Raw genomic sequence first — 17,929 nt, 5'->3', positions numbered from 1 at the left:
AAGGCCCTCGCCGGGGTAGGTTTTCGTATGCGAGCCCGAACTGCCCTCGGTGGCATCGTCGGAACCGTCGGCGCGGCCGTCCTCGGCAACCGGCTGCTCAACGCCCGCGCTCGAGAGTTCGAGCATCAGCTACCGGGTCTCGAGCGGACGTACCGCTGGCGTGGGGTCGAGACGTCGTACACCGTCGCCGGCGACCCGAACGACGAAGACGTGCTCCTTCTCCACGGCGTTCACGCCGGCGCGAGCAGCTACGAGTTCGAGCCGATCATCGAGCGGTTGGCCGAGGACTACCACGTCGTCGCCGTCGATCTCCCCGGCTTCGGCCGATCGGAGCGGCCGCCGCTGGTCTACTCCGCGGCCCTCTACGCCGAGTTCATCCGCGACTTCGCCGAGGAGATCACCGATGACCCCATCGTGATCGCCTCTTCGCTGACCGGCGCCTTTGCGGTCGACGCGGCCAGCGATACCGAGTTCGACCACCTCGTCCTGATCTGTCCGACCGCGGATACGGGCGAGAGTCGACCGCGGCTGCGGACGCTCATCCGATCACCGATCGTCGGGACGACGCTGTTCAACGCCCTCGCGAGCAAACCCTCTCTGCGCTACTTCTACAAGCGCGACGGCTACTACGACCCGGACCGGATCGACGAGGAGGAAGTCGACTATGCCTGGAAGAGCGCCCACCAACCCGGCGCGCGGTACGCAGCCGCCTCGTTCGCGTCGGGGACCCTCGATCCGGAGTTCGACCTCCAGACCGAACTCGCGGCGCTCGAGACGCCGACGACGCTCGTCTGGGGCCGAGACGCCGAACTCGTCCCGCTCAGCGAGGGACGAGATCTCGCCGACGCCGCCGACCTCGATCTGGTCGTCGTCGACTACGCAACCCAGCTTCCACACGCCGAACACCCCGAGAAGTTCGTCGAGTACCTGCTGGTGGAGCTGTTCGATACCGATCTCGGCAACGATATTGACGCCGACCTCGACGTCGATACGGGCTCCGACGGCACGGCGTAGGATCGACGACTCTCGAGCCCGAGTTCTACCGATATCGGCCGTCGACGCAAAGAAAACGACGAGTCGCGGGACCGGTCAGTCGTCCCCTGGCTCCTGATCGACGACCGACTCCGAGCCGGGAACGGAGACGTCGTCCTCCTCGCGGAGGAAGATCGCCTCTCGGCTTCCGAACGCGAGCACCATCGACGCGGCGGCGACCAGCGTGATAATCGCGAACGGCCCGCCGGTGATGATCGCGGCCGCCTGCAGCGCGTCGACCCCGCCCACGACCATCAGCAGGGACGCGAGCGCACCGATCAGGAAGCCCCAGATGACCCGATTGATCGTCGAGGGCTCCTGTTCGCCGCCCGTCGTCAGCATGCCGAGTGCCAGCGTCGAGGAGTCGGCCGACGTGATGAAGAACGTCGTCACCAGCAAGAGGAACATCACGGTCAGGACGCCGCCGAGGGGGAGCGCCTCGAACAGGGGATAGCCCGCGCCGGCCTCGTCGTAGGTCGCTATCGCACCGAGGATGTCGGCCTGCCCGTTCTGCTGGAAGTAGATCGCCGAGCCGCCCATCGTCGCGAACCACGGGATCGTGATGCTCGTCGAGGCGATGACGCCGGTGACGGCGACCTGCCTGACGGTCCGGCCCCGCGAGATTCGCGCGATAAACAGGCCGACGAAGGGGGCCCACGAGAACCACCACGCCCAGTAGAAGATCGTCCACCCGCCGACCCAGCCGGCGACGCTCGAGCTCTCGGCGGCGTCGGCGCCGGTGTAGAAGCTCATCGTGATGAAGTCGTCGATGTAGCCCCCGAGCGCCTCCGTCCCTACCGCCATGATGAATCGCGTCGGCCCGAGCAGGAAGGTCACGACCAGCAACACGGCGAACAGCGCGAGGTTGAAGTAGGCGATCCGCCGGATCCCCTTCCGGACACCGAGTGCAACCGAGATGGTGAACGCGACCGTCAGCCCGGTGATGACGAGTACCGTCCCCATATCTCCGACTTCGGTGCCGGTCGTCCACTCGATTCCGGTGAGGAACTGTCCCCCGACGAACCCGAGCGTGGCCGCGACGCCGCCGATCGTCGCGAACACTGCCAGGATGTCGACGGCCTTCGCGAGTGGGCTGTCGAGGTTGTCCTGGCCGAGCCAGGGAATGAGGATCGTCGAGATGCGCATCGGTGCGTCGTACCGGTAGCCGTAGTAGGCGATCGGGATTCCCATGACGACGTACGCGGTCCACGCGGAGATCCCCCAGTGGAAGAAGGTGTACTGAATAGCGCCAACGGCGGCCCCGGGCGTCTGTGAGTCGGCACCGACGAACGGCGAGACGGTGTCGTAGTGGAAGATTGCCTCCGCGGGCCCCCAGAAGACGACTCCCGCCGCGATACCCGCCGAGTACAGCATCGCGAAGTACGCGGGAAAGCTGAACGCCGGCTGCTCGTCGTCCGCGCCGAGGGTGATGTTCCCCCACGGGCTGAAGATCAGGAAACCGACGAAGGCGACCAGCACGAACATGACGAGCAGGTACGCCCAGCCGAAGCTCGCCTGGATAAGCTCGTTCGCGTCCTGCAGCCGACTGGCAGCGGCCTCGTCTCTGAACGTGAACGCGAGCACCGCGAGGAACGTGACGGCGAATCCGGCGCCGAAGACCGTGTAATCGAGTTCGTCGGTAAACCGCTGCCAGGCGTTTCGTACACCGCTCATTTGTGCATCACCGCTGAACACCACAGATCGTGCATCATATTTGGAAGGTTACGTCTCGCTTCGCTGACCGACAGAACGATATACGCGAACCCAGTCGTGATCGTGAGTCCATCGTATACACGTTGCTCGCCGTTCTGGCGGTGTTTTGCTCGCTGTTCATCGGCGTCGGTATCGGTTCGCGTTGCGTTTTCCCAGTCGCGTGGTCAATCGTCGAATAGCTCGGTTCTCACGGTGGTACTCGAGGAGGACATCCTCCCCGTCACCGCCCGACACCGGGCGGCGCGACCGAAACCGCTGATACGCTGTACGCCTCGAGCAAACGGGTGTGCGGCTCGACAGTACCCCGATAGTACCGACAAGCGTACTTGAAGCTGTGGCGGTCACACTCGTGTTGGTCTTATCAGGGGACGTCCGTCGGCCGCTATCGAGTCGGTTCGACGGGCAGGTCGTGGATCGTCGGCCGTGTTTCTCGTAGCTCGCGAAATTTCACTCGAGTGTCAAATCGAATCTCCGGTCCGAATCGGTTGCAGGTCGGTCAGAACAGCGGTTCCGGCGTCGCCGGCGGCGTCCGCTTGTGAGCGCTCTCTTCGTGGAGCGTCTCGACGTGCTCGACGCGATCGACCGTGGTATCGGCGAGACGTGCGACGACCGACGCCGGGAGGTTGCCGTCGATGTAGAACGCGAGCACGGCGTCGAGCGTGTCGTAGTCGAGGCCGAGTTCCTCTTCGTCGGTCTCGTAGTCGACCATGCCGCCGGTCGGCGTCTTCTGGACGACCGACTCCGAAACGCCGAGGTGGGCGGCGACCTGTCGAACCTGCTGTTTGTACAGGTTGCCGAGCGGGTTGCAGTCGACGCCGCCATCGCCGTACTTCGTCACGTAGCCCGTGGCGAGCTCCGCTCGGTTGCCGGTGCCGAGCACGAGTCGGTTCTCGCGGTTGGCGACGAGATAGATCAGCGTCATGCGAACGCGGGCGCTGGTGTTCCCGACGTACCGTCCTTCCCACTCGGCTTCGGACGCGTTGTCGGTCTCGGCGTCGCCCTGGCTCAGGACCTGCTCCATGATCGAATCGATACCGATCACGTCGTAGTCGATGCCCAGTTCCTCCGCGACGCGCTCCGCGTCGCTCATGTTCTCGTCCTCGTTTACCTCCTTGGGGAGGAGAATGCCGTGGACGTTGTCGGCACCGAGCGCTTCGACGGCGAGATACGCGGTCGCGGTGCTGTCGATACCGCCCGAGAGCGCTATTTCTGCGCCGTCAGTGTCCATCGCGTCGGCTCGCTCTCGGATGAAGTCGACGAGGTGGTCGACCTGTGTCTCGATTTCGTCCTCCGAAAATCGGAGGTCGACCGGCTGGATTTCGTCGTCCATCTGCTGGTAGAGACTCGACATGTGAACGCTCGAGTAACGGGGAGTTGAACGGAAAAGGGATGCGCTTTCGTTATCAGCGAGAGCCCCTGATATGCCAGATTTCGGGTGATCTATCGTACGAGAAGCTGCGGTCGCTCGCCGCTCGAGTCGCCGCCGACTGGCAGACGGTTACCGGTCCGCTGCCGACTCGAGTCAGGCCGGACTGAACCCGAGCACGCGCTCGCCGGTCGTCTCCGAAACCGTGATCTCGACCTCGACCTCCAGCCCGTTCTCGACCGTCTCGAGGTCGGTGCCGACGACCTGCCCCGTCAGCCGAACGGGGCCGAAGCGTGCGATAGCCGTCGCGTACGGTGCGTCCTCCTCGAAGGCCGGCGTCGGGACGTGGGTGACGGTGAACGTCTCGATTTCGCCGGTGTCGGGGAGCGAGACTTCCTCGAGGTCCGTCGCGCCACAGTCCGGACAGACGCGACGCGGTGGGAGCGAGCCGTGGCCGTTCGGACACTCGAGGGCGTACGCCTCGCCCGATTCGGCGGCGTCGATCCACTCGTCGAAGCCGGCGTCCTGTACCGCGGACTCGTCGTCGCTCATTAGTCCATCACCTCCAGTACGTGAACGGTAGCGCTGGCAACCGTTCCGCCGGCGTTGTGAGCGACGCCGGTCGTCGCGTCCGCGACGAACTCGCTGTTGGGATGCTCGCCCGACAGCAGGTCGGCGAGTTCGGCGATCTGGGAGACGCCGGTCGCACCGACCGGGTGCCCTTTTGCCTTGAGGCCGCCCGAGAGGTTGACGGGCGTGTCGCCGTCGGCGGTCGTTCGTCCGTCGCGGGCCGCCGAGATTCCCTCGCCGACGGACTCGAGGTCGAGTGCTTCGATCGCGAGCACCTCGGCGATCGTAAAGCAGTCGTGGACCTCGGCGACGTCGACGTCGCTCGCGTCGATGCCGGCGTCGGCGTAGGCTTCCTCGCCCGCGTCGCGGGCGGCGGGGGAGCGAGCGAGGAACTCGCGGTCGTGCAGCGCCATTCGGTCGCCACCCTGACCCGTGCCCGAGATTCTGACCGGCGCGTCGAGGTCGTTCTCGTCGGCGTAGTCGTCGCTCACGAGCACGACCGCCGCGGCGCCGTCGGAGATCGGACAGGAGTCGTAGAGGCCGAGCGGTTCCGAGACCGGCGGCGCCTCGAGCACGTCGTCGATCTCGATCGCGCTCTGGTACTGGGCCTTCTCGTTAGAGAGGGCGTTCTCGTGGTTCTTGACGGCGATGTGGGCGAGGTCCTCGTGCTCGCCGCCGTACTCGTCGAAGTACGCCTGGGCCATCAGCGCGTAGGCACCGGGGAACGTCATTCCGGCGCGCACCTCCCAGAGGTCGTCGGCGGCGATCGCGAGCGCCTCGGTCGCGCCCGCCGTGCCGAGGTTGGTCATCCGTTCGGCGCCGCCGACGAGCACGACGTCGTCCTCGCCGTTACGGATTCGCATCACTGCGTCGCGAACGGCGGTGCCGCTCGAGGCGCAGGCCGACTCGTAGCGGGTCGCCGGCGCCTGGACCCCTGCAGCCTCGGCCATCAGGGGACCGTGGTGGCCCTGGTGTTCCGACAGCTCACCCATGAAATTCCCGTAGAGGAGGGCTTCGACGTCCTCTCTGGAAACACCGCTGTCCTCGAAGGCTGTGATACTCGCTTCCGCGAAGAGGTCGCGACTCGTCCGCTCGGGGACGTGGCCGAACGCGGTCAATCCGGCACCTGCGACACGTACGTCACGCATACACACTCCTTACGTGCGGATCGGTTAATACCCCGCGGTTAATATCTCAATATCGTCGACGACGACCGTCAGGATGTGGAGATTTACTCCGTTCCGAATTTATTTGTTGGCACGAGCCGATCGCTTTTCACACGGTTGTACCGATCGCTTTCCACGCGTTTATCATACTCTCGGACACACGTGCGAGTATGGACTCTCTTTCGTTCGATACCGAACTTCTCGAGGAGCTCACCGAGACGAGCGGCGTCCCCGGCTACGAGGATCGCATCCGCGAACTCGTCGTTCGCGAGTTCGAGGACAGCGTCGACCGCGTTCGAACCGACGCGATGGGGAACGTCGTGGGTACCGTGGAGCCACGCTCCACGGAAAGTCAGACGGAGTCCGACGAGTCGCTCGAGGGCGCCTCGGAGTACTCCGTCGCTGTGGCCGCCCACATGGACGAAATCGGCTTTATGGTCAGGAACGTCCGCGGAACCGACGACGGCTTCGGTTTCGTCGAACTCGACGCCCTCGGCGGCTGGGACGCACGCGTTCTCAAGGCCCAGCGCGTGACGGTACACACCGAGGACGGCGACCTCCCCGGCGTGATCGGATCGCCGCCGCCACACACCTTAGACGACGAGGAGCGCGAAAAGACGCCCAAGGTCGAGGACGTCACCGTCGACGTCGGCCTCCCCTACGAGGAGGCGACCGAGCGCATCTCTCGGGGCGACCTCGTCACGATGGACCAGACGACCGAGCGCGTCGGCGAGACGATCACCGGGAAGGCGCTCGACGACCGCGTCTGCCTGTTCGCGATGCTCGAGGCGGCCCGCCGGATCGAGGACCCCGACGTCACGATCCACTTCTGTGCGACGGTCCAGGAGGAGGTCGGCCTGCGCGGCGCGAACGCGCTCGGCGTCGACGTCGATCCCGACCTCGCGATCGCGCTGGACGTCACCATCGCCAACGACGTCCCCGGCTTCGACGACGGCGAACACGTGACCGACCTCGGCGAGGGTGCCGGGATCAAGCTCAAGGACTCGAGCGTCATCACGAACCCGAAGGTTCACCGCCGACTGAAGGCCGTCGCCGAGGACGAGGAGATCGACTATCAACTCGAGATCATGCCCGCCGGCGGCACCGATACCGCCGGCTTCCAGAACACCGCCGGCGCGAAACCCGTCGGTGCGATTTCGATTCCGACCCGATACCTTCACACCGTGACCGAGACCGCCCACGTCGACGATATCGCGGCCACGATCGACCTCCTCGAGGCGTTCCTCGCGACCGAGGACGGCGAGCACGATTACACGTTGTAATCTCACGGGAGAGTCGAGAGCGAGGACCGGCTACTCCGGCAGATGAGCGAGCGAGAACCAGAACGTCTCGATCAGTTCGACCCGGTCGACGAGTTCGTTCGGATCGACGGGTTTCGTCAGGTAGGCGTTCGCCCCGGCCGCGTAGGCGCGTCGGATGTCTCCCTCCTCGCTCGAACTCGAGAGGACGATGATCGGAATGCGGCCGTGTTGGGAATCCGACTTCAGTTCGTTCAGCACCTCGTGGCCGTCGGTCTGGGGCAGGTTCAGATCGAGGAGGATCAGATCCGGTTGCGAGACGTCGTCGAACCCCTCTCGCTGATAGACGAAGTCGAGCGCGTCGCTCCCGTCGGTGACGACGTGGAGCCGGTGTGGGATCTCGGTGGCCTCGAGCGCCTCCCGGAGTAACCTGACGTCACCGGGGTTATCTTCGACGAGGAGGATGTCGGCGTTGACGGTCCGTCCCTCGTCCGACGAATCGGGCTCTCGGTCCGACGCGTCTCGATCGGTCATCGCCCCGTCCACGTAGTGACCGTCGCCTGCCAGTCGACGGACACCGACTGCGGACCGAAGACGGTGGGAGCGTGGTCCTGCTCGAGACTCGTCAGTCGTGGCTGGCTCGGGTGTTCCATATCAGTTCGGACGATACTGGAGAGGATGAGAATAGTGACTACCTATGTAGCGTTTTTATATACGTTCGCTCGATGACGGCGACGGTGTTCAGAGTACACCGACTCGCTGAGAGAATCGAACACCGGACGCTGAGTACTCACGGTAGTATTTGGACACGGCCATGACGGCCCGACCGACAGCGAGGAAAGCGAGTCACAACGCCCGTGTAACCTCGGCGAGCGCCGCGGTTTCGAGGAACAGGATCACGTGGTCACCGCGTTCGACGACCGTCTCGCCGCGCGGCGTGACGAACTTCCCGTCGCGGGTGATTGCACCGACGACGACACCGTCCGGTAGGTCCGCGATCACGTCGCGGATTCGGTTCCCAGCGAGCAGGCTCCCCTCGTCGACCTCGATCTCGAGGACCTCCGCGCGATCGTGTTCGAGCATCGCGACGTTCTCTGTCCGGTACTCGCGGGTGAAGCGAGTGATCTCTTCGGCCGTCACGAGCCGCGGGTTGATCGCGACGTCGATCCCGACCGTTTCGAAGAGATCGACGTACTCCGCGGATTCGACCACGCCGATCGTCCGTTCAGCTCCGATCCGTTTCGCGAGCAGCGACACCAGGAGGTTGCGCTCGTCGCTTCGCAGGGCGGCGACGACGACGTCCGACTCGTCGACGTGTTCGCGAACGAGGAAGTCGATGTCGGTCGCGTCGCTCTCGAGGACGAGCGTGTCCGGCAGGTCTTCGGCCAGTTCTCGCGCCCGACGGGAGTCGTGTTCGATCAATCGCGGCTCGAGTCCCTCGGCCCCGAACAGCCGGGCCGTCTGCGCGCCGATCTCGCTCCCGCCGATGATGACGATATCGTCGGCGTCCCCAAGTATCGGCTCGGACGTCAACGCGTCGGCGAACTCGCGGACGCTCTCCGGAGAACCGATGACGACGACCCGGTCACCCTCCCGGATGCGCGTCTCGCCCGTCGGGACGACGACCTCCTCGCCGCGAAACAGCGCCGCGAAGGTGAGTGACTCGAACTGATCGGCCTCCGAGACGGTTTGACCGGCGACCGGGCTATCGGCCCCGACCGGAAACTCGGCCATGTGGACGACGCCGTTCGCGAAGGTTTCGACGTCGTGTGCGTTCGGCAATCCGGCGATCCGGACGATCGTCTCCGCGGTGTGGAGGTTGGTACAGACCATGGAGTCGACGCCGAAGGCCTCTTCGGTCCGCTTCCAGGTCCGCAACAGTTTGGTCCTCTTAATCCGGGCGATAGTAAACGGGTCGTCGACGACTTTCGCGGCTCCACAGATGATGATGTTCGTTTCGTCGACGTCGGTGCTCGCGATGACCATATCCGCATCCGCGATGCCCGCGTCCTCGAGCGTCTCGAGCGAGGTTCCGTCGCCCTCGACGGTCAGCACGTCGTGGGAGTAGGTGATCTCCTCGACGCGGTCCTCGTCCGTGTCGATCACGACGACCTCGTGATCGTCGTCGAGGCTCTCGGCGATGTTCGTCCCGACCTCACCCGCACCGACGATGATTACGTACACGAGTTGCTCACCCGAAATCGCCGGTGTGTCTCCCGTGGTCGTAGCCGTCCATCGAACGTCCTCATACCCGTAGTACGACACCGGGCGAAAAGTGCGTTCGCCCCGCGACGGACGGCTGATACGGTCTACTGTAACTGTTTACCGGAGCAACCGCAGGACTGCTCGCGGTTGCTCCGGAAAGGACTTACAGCAGTCCGTATGAACCGCCTACGGCATCTCGTGAACCGTTAGCTCCACGTCGCGGCGCTCGCCCTCGATGTCGGCAACCAGCCGCTGGACGACGGTTTCGGCCTCGTCGACGATCCGGGGTTCGACCTTCCGGACGACCCAGTCCAGCGAGACGAACCGCGGCAGTGAGAGCGCGCTCTCGTCCGCCGAGTACGGGTCGTACACCGCCTCGAAGTAGATTCGACTCGCCGTCTCGACGCCGTCGGGAGCCGCCTCGGGTTCGGGCTCGACGCGCCACGTTCCCCTGGCGTCGACGTCGTTGAGCAGGTGCCACTCGAGCGACTCGGGCGCGTCGATCGCGGTCACCTTCGAACGGGCGGTGTAGCTGAGCTTCCACCAGGCGACCCGCAGGTCGTAGACGGAGCCGACGTCGCCGTTGCCGTGAACGCGCACCTCCTCGAGGTGCTCCGTATACCGTGGATAGTCGGCGAACGACCGGACGTACGGAAACACGTCCTCCGGAGGGCGGTGGGCGACCGTACTGAGCAGGATCCTGTCCACGTACGGGGTAGACGGTCTCCGATAGTAAGGATTACCATTCGGAGACTCACGATTTGCGATCGGACGCCCGTCGCGCCCGACACGCCGTCGTCGCGTGCGGTTGCCAACCTTCTATACGACGCGCCGGTAACGGCCGCCTATGCGAGACGTCTGTATCGTCGGCGGGGGCGTGGCCGGCCTCGCCGCCTCGATTTTCACCTCACGCGCCGGACTCGAGACGCTCGTCGTCGACGGCGGCGAGTCCATCCTCGAACGCAACGCCAGTCTCGAGAACTACCCCGGCTTCCCGAACGGCATCGACGCCCGTCGCTACCTCCAGCTCACCCGAGAGCAGGCCAGAAATGAGGGGTCCACGTTCGAACTCGGACGCGTGACCCGCGTCGAGCCGGTCGACAGCGCGATTCCGTCGGAATCGCGAGAAGCCGGGGAACCCGGCGTCGAGACCGATCTCGAGAAAGGGTTCGTCCTCGAAACGGAGGCCGGCGAACCGCTCGAGGCGCGGCGAGTGATCGCGGCCTCCTGGCCGAACAGTGATTTCCTCGAACCGCTCGACGTCGGCCGGAAACAGCGCGGGAACAAACACTTCGTCAGCGTCGACGAGGGCGGACGGACGGCGGTCGACGGCGTCTACGCCGCGGGCCGGATCGCGGACGAACCCCACCAGGCGATCATCGCCGCCGGCCACGGCGCGAAAGTCGGCTTCGCGGTGATCCACGACTCCGACGCGAACTTCTACCAGGACTGGGTCGTCCCGGAGGGATACTTCACCGACCGCGGGCGGGAGGTGCCGCCCGGCTGCGAAGAGATCAACGATGAGGAACGGCGGGCTCGAGACGAGCGAGCGCGAGAGACGATGCTCGAAGCTCTCGCGGAGCCGCTCGACGAACGGCCGACGATGCACCCGAGCGTCGATCGGGACTGACCGCGATCCGAGAACGTCTTCGTCCGCTATATCGTGTCCTGGGAAGTTATGACGGCTCGCGGTGAGGGAAAAATATCGATGACGGAACCGACCCGACGCGATCGCGAGCCGGGATACCTCCGAACGAGTGCAGAGCGGGACGCACTCGGTGCGGCTACCCGATACGCGCGAACCCACGACCTCGAGACGCCGGCGGAAGCGGCGTATCTCGAGGTCCTCGAGGACGCCCGACGCGATATTCTCCGCCGGTTCGTCCACGGAATCCTCCGGGGGAAACCGGAGGGGCTTCCTACCCCTCGCCTCGTCGAACCTGCGTCGTCCGATCTTCCGGAGAGCCTGGCGTCGTTCGACGGCCTCGACGCCGATCGGCTGCGCTCGTTCGTGAAGCCGCTGCCGGACCGCTGTCGCCGGCTCGGGCTCCTTCTCTTTCCCGGCTCCGGGACGCTTCTGGTGGTTCCAATCGAGGCACGACACGGCTACGACCGGTTCCGGTTCGTCGGGCCGGTTCAGCGGTGGATCGACGGATCCGAGACGGAATCCGGGACAGAGACGAACTTCGACGAGGGCGACCGACGAACGATTACGCATCCGATCGAACTCGTCCCGCTGCTCGAGCGCGAGGGCGCGTTCAGCGATGCCGACCAGGCCGAGCGGATCCGAGAGGAGGTGGCCGAGAGCGCCGCCAACCTCGCGCTGGCGCGGCTGGCCAGCCGCGTCCACTCGCAGGAGGTTCGGAACGAGACCGACGAGTCGACCGACTCCATCCTCGAGACGATCCAGATCGGCGTCTCGGCCGCCGATCCCGCCACCGCTTTCGAGCGGATCGTCACCGACGGCCACCCCTTCCACCCTGCCGGCAAGATCCGGCGCGGAATGAACGCCGCCGGCGGACTCGCCTACGCGCCGGAGTTCACCGACCGGATCGACCTCCGGTTCGTCGCCGTCGACAGGGAGTACGCCCTCGAGACGCGCGCGGACGACGCCGATCGGTTGACCGACCGACTGTACGCGACGTTCGCGGGACTCGAGGACGCACTCGAGCGCGCGATTCCCGCAGGTCGCGCGCGGGAGGAGTACGCTATCGTCCCCATCCATCCGCTGCAGTACCACTGGACGTTCCCGGATCGCTACGCCCGCCAGCGGGCTGACGGACGGGTCGTTCCGATTCCCGAGTACACGCAGCCGGCGACGCCCCAGCTCAACCTCCGAACGGTTGTCCCGTACGAGACCGAACGTACCGCAAGAGGGCCGCTTCCCCACCTCAAACTCGCGATTCCCGTCCAGACGACGAACGTCGTTCGGACGCTGTCGCCCCACGCCGTGACGAACGGGCCGCAGGTGACCGACGTCGTTCGAGCGATCGAGACGCGGGAGTCACTCGAGACGCTCGGGTTGCTCTCCGAACCGGCGGCGACCTGCTACTATCCGCCGGGTGGACCCCACCCGAGCGGCGACGGATTCGACGACGCCCGGCACCTCTCGGGACTGCTCCGGACGAACCCGTCGGCGCACCCGCTCGTGGACGAGGGATCGTCTCCGGTGGTGGCCTCGAGTCTCGTCGCCAACGCACCGACCTCCGGCCGGCCGCTCGTCTGTGAGTTGATCGATCGGTACGGGGAGACGATAGGCGCCGAACGCACGGACAAAGCGTCGCTCGCGTTCGTCGAGCAGTACGCCAGCGTCGTCGTTCCCGAGCAGTTGTTCCTGTTGAGCGAGTACGGCGTCGCCCTCGAGAGCCACCTCCAGAACAGCCTGGTCGTCTTCGACGCCGAGAACGCGCGCCCGACCGCGACCCTCGTCCGTGATCTCGGCGGGATTCGAATTCACCGGGAACGGCTCGCCGATCACGGGCTCTCGCTCGAGCCGTATCCCGACTCGGACCTCGACGCCGACAACGAACAGGAGCTCTACCGGAAGCTGTACTACGCGCTCTTCCAGAACCACCTCGCCGAACTCGTCGCGACGATCGCCGACGAACTTTCGGTCGACGAACGGGACTGCTGGGCACGAATTAGCGAGCAGTGCGAGCGAGCCTTCAGGACGATCCGCGCCGAGGGGACGGCTCCCGAAGATCGGATTCGGCGCGACGAGCGCGCACTGTTCGCTGAATCGACGTCGCACAAGGCGCTGACGGCGATGCGCCTCCGCGGCAAGCGCCACGAGTACGTGACCAGCGAGGTGTCGAACCCGCTCTCCGAGGCGGGACGGCGACGGATCGATCCGTAGTCCCGCTCGAGGCGACGATGGCTCGCTACGCTTAACATACCCCGAAAGAGAATACCAGACGAATGCTCGAGGGAGTCAACGTCGCGCTCGGGGTGACGGGATCGATCGCGGCCGTGAAGACGGTCGAGCTGGCCCACGAGTTGCGACGCCACGGTGCCGCGGTCCGGGGCGTGATGACCGGCAGTTCGCAGGGGATCATCCACCCCTGGGCCGTCGAGTTCGCCACGGACGAGGACGTCGTCACGGAGATCACGGGACGCGTCGAGCACGTCGACCTCTGCGGGTACGACGGCTGGGCCGACGTCTTCCTGATCGCGCCGGCGACGGCAAACACGGTCGGCAAGATCGCGGGTGCGGTCGACGACACGCCGGTCACGACGTGTGCGACGACCGCGCTCGGGGCCGACACGCCGGTCGTGATCGCGCCGGCGATGCACGAACCGATGTACGACCACCCCGGCGTGCTCGAGGCGATCGAGACCGTCGAAGAGTGGGGCGTCGAGTTCGTCGACCCGCGACTCGAGGAGGGGAAGGCGAAGATCGCGAGCGAAGCGGCGATCGTCACCGCCGTTGCCCGGGCGGTCGGCGACCGACCGCTCGAGGGACAGCACGTCGTCGTCACGAGCGGCGCGACGAGCGAGGAAATCGACCCCGTTCGCGTGCTGACGAACCGCTCGTCGGGGAAGATGGGGCGAGCCGTCGCCAGGGCCTGTGCCGTTCGCGGCGCCGACGTGACGCTGGTTCACGGCGTCGTCGGTCCGCGGCCGCTCGAGGAAGAGTCCGCAGTCGCGGACGTGAGCGACGCCGAGTTACGGCAGGTCGAGAGCGCCGCGGAGATGCTCGAGGCGACGGCCGACGCCTGTACCGACGCCGACGCGCTGGTGTCGGTCGCCGCGATCGGTGACTACACCGTCGACGCCAGCTCGGAGAAGATCCGATCCGGGCAGGAACGCACGCTGGAACTCGAGCCCACGCCGAAGCTCATCGACGAGATCCGTGCGGACCACCCCGACCTGCCCATCGTCGGATTCAAGACCGAGACCTCGGGCGACGACGAGGCGATGATCGAGCAGGCGAGGGAGACGCTCGAGCGGACCGACCTCGCGTTCGTCGTCGCCAACGACGCGAGCGTCATGGGTTCGGACCGGACGCGTGCGTTGCTGGTCCACGACGCGGACGCCGCGCGGTACGAGGGGAGCAAATCGGGGCTGAGTTTCGAGATCGTCGACTCGATCGCGGCGGTTCTGGGCGACGGTGAACCGGGGGCGTAACGGCCTTCGACGGCCGTCAAGAGAATTATATAGGTGGGGTTCATGCCCCAAATTAGTAGCTGTCCGAGCAGATTTGCGGTCGGATTCGACTCGTCTACCGAGGTGATCTCCCGTGGCTCAGCAACAACGAACCGACGATGCCGACGATAGTGACGACGAGATGCTCTCCAAGGGAGAGATATTCGAAGTTCTTCGCAACCAGCGGCGCCGATACGTCTTGCACTACCTGAAACAGGACGGACGGCCGGTCGAACTCGGGGATCTCGCCCAGCAGATCGCAGCCTGGGAGTACGAGACCACCCTCCAGGGCGTCACGCCCGAACAACGCAAACGAGTCTACACGACGCTTCAGCAGACCCATCTCCCGAAGATGGACCAGGCGGGAATCCTCACCTTCGACAGCGATCAGGGCGTGATCGGACCGACCGAGCGCACCCAAGAGATTAGCGTCTACCTCGAGATCGTCCCCGGCCGGGAGTTCGCCTGGCGCGAACTGTACCTCTCGCTCGGAGCGATTAGCTGTGCGCTCGTCGCCGGACTGTGGCTCGACGTCCCGGTGTTTACCGTCCTCTCGGATCTCGCCTGGGCGGGGGTCATCGCGGCCGTATTCACGGTAACGGCGGCCGTGCACATCTACCACGAGCGGCACATGCGACTCGGGCACGGGGACCAGCCGCCGGAGCTCAGTTACCGCGTGGACGATTGACAAACGCGCTCCGATACGTATCGTCAACTTTTACTCCAGTACCAACTCACCCACGACATGGACCAGTTGAAGCGGTCGCTTCTCGAGGCGCCCATCATCGAGAAAAACGGGTATCATTACTTCGTCCATCCGATCAGCGACGGGGTCCCGAAACTCGACCCGACCCTGCTGCGCGAGATCGTCATCCGCATCATCCGCAAGGCGGATCTCGAGGAAGTCGACCGAATCGTCACTCCGGCGGCGATGGGTATCCACATCTCGACGGCCGTCTCCCTGATGACGGACATTCCGCTGACCGTCATCCGGAAGCGCCAGTACGGTCTCGAAGACGAGGTCGCAATCTCCCAGAAGACGGGCTACTCGGAGAACGAGATGTACATCAACGACGTCCGGGAGGGCGAGCGCGTGCTCGTCCTCGACGACGTGCTCTCGACGGGCGGTACGCTCGCGTCCGTGCTCGAAGCGCTCGACGGCATCGGCGCCGAGGTCATCGACACGGTCGCCGTCATCAAGAAGGTCGGCGGCGAGAACAAGGTCGACGACGCCGGCTACGACGTCAAGACGCTGATCAACGTCGACGTCGTCGACGGCGAAGTCGTGATCGTCGACGAAGAGGGCGATTAGGTTACCCTTCCGATAGCTCTCTACAAAACTCCTAAATCGGTTCTCTGTTTCTTCAACGAGTAACGGGTCGTTTCGAACGCTCGTATTCGATCCGAGGAAATTCTGGACACTGGTCCGCGCCAGTAACATCTAATTAGACGGGGTAAGTATTGCTTGGTCATGAAGCAATACCTATATATACCTCCCCTACACACGAAAGTTCATGGTGCAGGATCACAAGCAGTCCTCCCTTAACGTCGATCGACGACAGTTGCTTCAAGGGGTTGGTGGAGTTAGTATCGCAGCAGTTGCTGGATGTCTCGGTGGCGAGGATGGGGAAGATGGCGATCCCACATTCCACGTTCAGCTCGAAGTGAACGCCGACAACGACGACCGAGTGCAGATGGTCGAACTGATCTCCACGTCACTGGAGGATTCGGGGTACTTCAGTACGGAGATCGAGACCTACGAGTGGAACAACTACATCGAGCGCGTGATGGACCTCGAGTACGCCGAGAGCGGGAACGTCCCCTGTATCGGCCTTTCCGGGACGTTCAATCCGGAGAGTTTCTGTCAGGCACTTCACCACAGTACGAACCACGGTCAGTGTTGTAACCTCGTCGGAATCGACGACTCCGAACTCGACGACCTGCTCGACGACGCCCGGTACGGCGTCGAGGTCTCGGGAGACGAGGACCTTCGTCGCGAGCGCTACGACGAGGTCTGGACGCATCTCGCCGAGAACCGCTACAGTTCGATCACGCACTTCGACCTCGTCGCAGGCGTGACGAACAACAACGTCCACGGGTTCAACATGTACCCGTTCAGCGAGGGCATCTTCAATTACGGGCTACACGCCCCGCAGGACGAGCAGGTCATGTGGATGGACGAGGACGCCGATCCGCGAGAGACCGACGTCTCTGACCTCGAGGAAGGTGGGACCCTCCGAGGCGCCGTCGGTGCGAACGTCGACTCGTTCGACCCGCCGTACAGCACCGACACGACCTCGACGCTCGCACAGGAGTTCGTCTTCGAACAGCTCCTCAGGAGTGACAAGGAGGGCAACCTCTACCCATGGCTCGCCGAAGACTACGAACTCGAGGAGACCAACGACGTCGAGCGACTTGACTACGAGGACTACATGACCTCGGTCGAGGCGGACGAGGAGGGAATCCTCGACACCGACGAACAGATTATCGTTCGTCACCCCGAGGACGACCCGGTCGAAGACGACGAAGTTCGCGTCCTCCTTCCCGACGACGCCCAGGAAGCCGTCGACGACGGCACCTTCGGGATGCGGTTCCGTTACGACCTCCACGAGGGTATCGAGTTCCACAACGGCGAAGAGTTCACGTCCGAGCACGTCATCGCGACCGTCGAGCGGTACTACAACTCGGACCTCGAGGCACAGACGTTCGACTCGCTGCTCCACGCCGAAGCGGACGGCGACAACACGGTTTACCTCTACGCGCAGATTCCCGACGCCGAGGCCGAGCGGGAGCTCCCCGGCATCTACATTCACTCGATGGAGCAGGCCGATCTCGAGGGCGGCGACCTCGATCCACGGGGAGACGACGGCGTCGAACCGATCGGTACCGGTCCCTACGAGTTCAGCGAGTTCTCGGACGAAGAGTACGTCGAGTACACGAAGAACGACAACTACTGGCTCGAAGAGCTCGGTCTCGAGCAGAAGGAGTGGTTCGACGGTCCCGAGGACTTCCCAGCAGGTCCCGTCATCGACGAGATCGATCTGCGGATCGTTCCGGACGACTCGAGTCGCTCCGCCGCGCTGCAGAACGACGAGATCGACATCACGTACGGCCTCTCCACGGCCGACCTCGACGAGTTCGACGACTCCGGCGACTACGTCGTCAAATCCGTCGAAGCGGGCGGGTACGAGTACATTCAGTACCCGGTCCACTCCGCCGACGACGAGATGCCCTGGGACGACGAGCGACTCCGTCAGGCCATCAACCACCTCGTCCCCCGCGAACAGATCGTCGAGCACGTGCTGAACGGCTGGGCGCGTCCCGCCTGGACCGACCTGCCTGAACTCGCCGAAGAGGCCGGCACCGTCGACGCCGACGCACTCGAAGACGAGATTCGGCCGTACAACGAGTACGACCCCGAAGCTGCCGCGGAACTGCTCGAAGAAGTCATCGAAGACCACGACCTCGAGTAA

The 17,929-nt window shown here is 64.8% G+C and carries 16 protein-coding genes; 8 read left to right on the top strand and 8 right to left on the bottom strand.

What is annotated here, in order from left to right; all coding sequences use genetic code 11:
- Nucleotides 1-27: 27 nt before the first annotated feature.
- A complete protein-coding gene (locus CV102_RS02175) occupies nucleotides 28-1,014 on the top strand; it encodes an alpha/beta fold hydrolase (RefSeq protein WP_148856196.1) in 987 nt (328 codons plus the stop codon).
- A gap of 75 nt (nucleotides 1,015-1,089) precedes the next feature.
- Here the strand turns inward: CV102_RS02175 and CV102_RS02170 are convergent, their stop codons facing one another.
- The 4 genes from CV102_RS02170 to CV102_RS02155 form a co-directional block, all read right to left on the bottom strand.
- The gene (locus tag CV102_RS02170) at nucleotides 1,090-2,706 is read right to left on the bottom strand and encodes a BCCT family transporter (protein ID WP_148856195.1); all 1,617 of its coding nucleotides are present in this window, start codon (nucleotides 2,704-2,706) and stop codon (nucleotides 1,090-1,092) included.
- A gap of 535 nt (nucleotides 2,707-3,241) precedes the next feature.
- Nucleotides 3,242-4,096 (bottom strand): NAD+ synthase, encoded by an 855-nt coding sequence (locus CV102_RS02165; RefSeq protein WP_148856194.1) that lies wholly within the window; start codon nucleotides 4,094-4,096, stop codon nucleotides 3,242-3,244.
- A gap of 171 nt (nucleotides 4,097-4,267) precedes the next feature.
- Nucleotides 4,268-4,663 carry a Zn-ribbon domain-containing OB-fold protein gene (locus CV102_RS02160; RefSeq protein ID WP_148856193.1) on the bottom strand — a complete coding sequence of 132 codons (396 nt, stop codon included), beginning with the start codon at nucleotides 4,661-4,663 and terminating at the stop codon, nucleotides 4,268-4,270.
- Nucleotides 4,663-5,829 carry a thiolase domain-containing protein gene (locus CV102_RS02155; protein WP_148856192.1) on the bottom strand — a complete coding sequence of 389 codons (1,167 nt, stop codon included), beginning with the start codon at nucleotides 5,827-5,829 and terminating at the stop codon, nucleotides 4,663-4,665. The genes CV102_RS02160 and CV102_RS02155 overlap by 1 nt, the downstream gene beginning before the upstream one ends.
- 188 nt (nucleotides 5,830-6,017) lie before the next feature.
- On the opposite strand from CV102_RS02155, the gene CV102_RS02150 reads away from it, so the two are divergent.
- Entirely contained in the window at nucleotides 6,018-7,130 is a 1,113-nt protein-coding gene (locus CV102_RS02150; RefSeq protein WP_148856191.1) for a M42 family metallopeptidase, read from the top strand.
- Between the two features lie 30 nt (nucleotides 7,131-7,160).
- Here the strand turns inward: CV102_RS02150 and CV102_RS02145 are convergent, their stop codons facing one another.
- From CV102_RS02145 to CV102_RS02135, 4 genes are all read right to left on the bottom strand, one after another.
- Nucleotides 7,161-7,640, bottom strand: coding sequence for a response regulator (locus CV102_RS02145; RefSeq protein WP_148856190.1), 480 nt, complete (start codon nucleotides 7,638-7,640; stop codon nucleotides 7,161-7,163).
- The gene (locus CV102_RS26960) at nucleotides 7,637-7,759 is read right to left on the bottom strand and encodes a hypothetical protein (protein ID WP_267903110.1); all 123 of its coding nucleotides are present in this window, start codon (nucleotides 7,757-7,759) and stop codon (nucleotides 7,637-7,639) included. The genes CV102_RS02145 and CV102_RS26960 overlap by 4 nt, the downstream gene beginning before the upstream one ends.
- A 193-nt stretch (nucleotides 7,760-7,952) precedes the next feature.
- A complete protein-coding gene (gene trkA / locus CV102_RS02140) occupies nucleotides 7,953-9,290 on the bottom strand; it encodes a Trk system potassium transporter TrkA (RefSeq protein WP_148856189.1) in 1,338 nt (445 codons plus the stop codon).
- A gap of 207 nt (nucleotides 9,291-9,497) precedes the next feature.
- A complete protein-coding gene (locus tag CV102_RS02135) occupies nucleotides 9,498-10,019 on the bottom strand; it encodes an SRPBCC family protein (RefSeq protein ID WP_148856188.1) in 522 nt (173 codons plus the stop codon).
- 139 nt (nucleotides 10,020-10,158) lie between these two features.
- Here CV102_RS02135 and CV102_RS02130 point away from each other — a divergent pair, with 139 nt between their 5' ends.
- The 6 genes from CV102_RS02130 to CV102_RS02105 all read left to right on the top strand — a co-directional run bounded on the left by CV102_RS02130 (nucleotide 10,159) and on the right by CV102_RS02105 (nucleotide 17,929).
- Nucleotides 10,159-10,941, top strand: coding sequence for an NAD(P)/FAD-dependent oxidoreductase (locus tag CV102_RS02130; RefSeq protein ID WP_148856187.1), 783 nt, complete (start codon nucleotides 10,159-10,161; stop codon nucleotides 10,939-10,941).
- A gap of 78 nt (nucleotides 10,942-11,019) precedes the next feature.
- A complete protein-coding gene (locus CV102_RS02125) occupies nucleotides 11,020-13,167 on the top strand; it encodes an IucA/IucC family protein (protein WP_148856186.1) in 2,148 nt (715 codons plus the stop codon).
- Between the two features lie 62 nt (nucleotides 13,168-13,229).
- Nucleotides 13,230-14,438: a bifunctional phosphopantothenoylcysteine decarboxylase/phosphopantothenate--cysteine ligase CoaBC gene (gene coaBC, locus CV102_RS02120; RefSeq protein WP_148856185.1), complete on the top strand. Its 1,209-nt coding sequence runs from the start codon at nucleotides 13,230-13,232 to the stop codon at nucleotides 14,436-14,438.
- Nucleotides 14,439-14,598: 160 nt separating this feature from the next.
- Entirely contained in the window at nucleotides 14,599-15,144 is a 546-nt protein-coding gene (locus CV102_RS02115; RefSeq protein WP_233710625.1) for a DUF7344 domain-containing protein, read from the top strand.
- Nucleotides 15,145-15,201: 57 nt separating this feature from the next.
- A complete protein-coding gene (hpt, locus tag CV102_RS02110) occupies nucleotides 15,202-15,768 on the top strand; it encodes a hypoxanthine/guanine phosphoribosyltransferase (RefSeq protein WP_148856183.1) in 567 nt (188 codons plus the stop codon).
- 202 nt (nucleotides 15,769-15,970) lie between these two features.
- Entirely contained in the window at nucleotides 15,971-17,929 is a 1,959-nt protein-coding gene (locus CV102_RS02105) for an ABC transporter substrate-binding protein (protein ID WP_148856182.1), read from the top strand.

Source organism: Natronococcus pandeyae (assembly GCF_008122205.1).
In the GTDB taxonomy this organism is placed as follows: Archaea; Halobacteriota; Halobacteria; order Halobacteriales; family Natrialbaceae; genus Natronococcus; species Natronococcus pandeyae.
The sequence above is the reverse complement of the archived record's forward strand: the minus strand, read 5'-3'. Positions and strand labels throughout refer to the sequence as shown.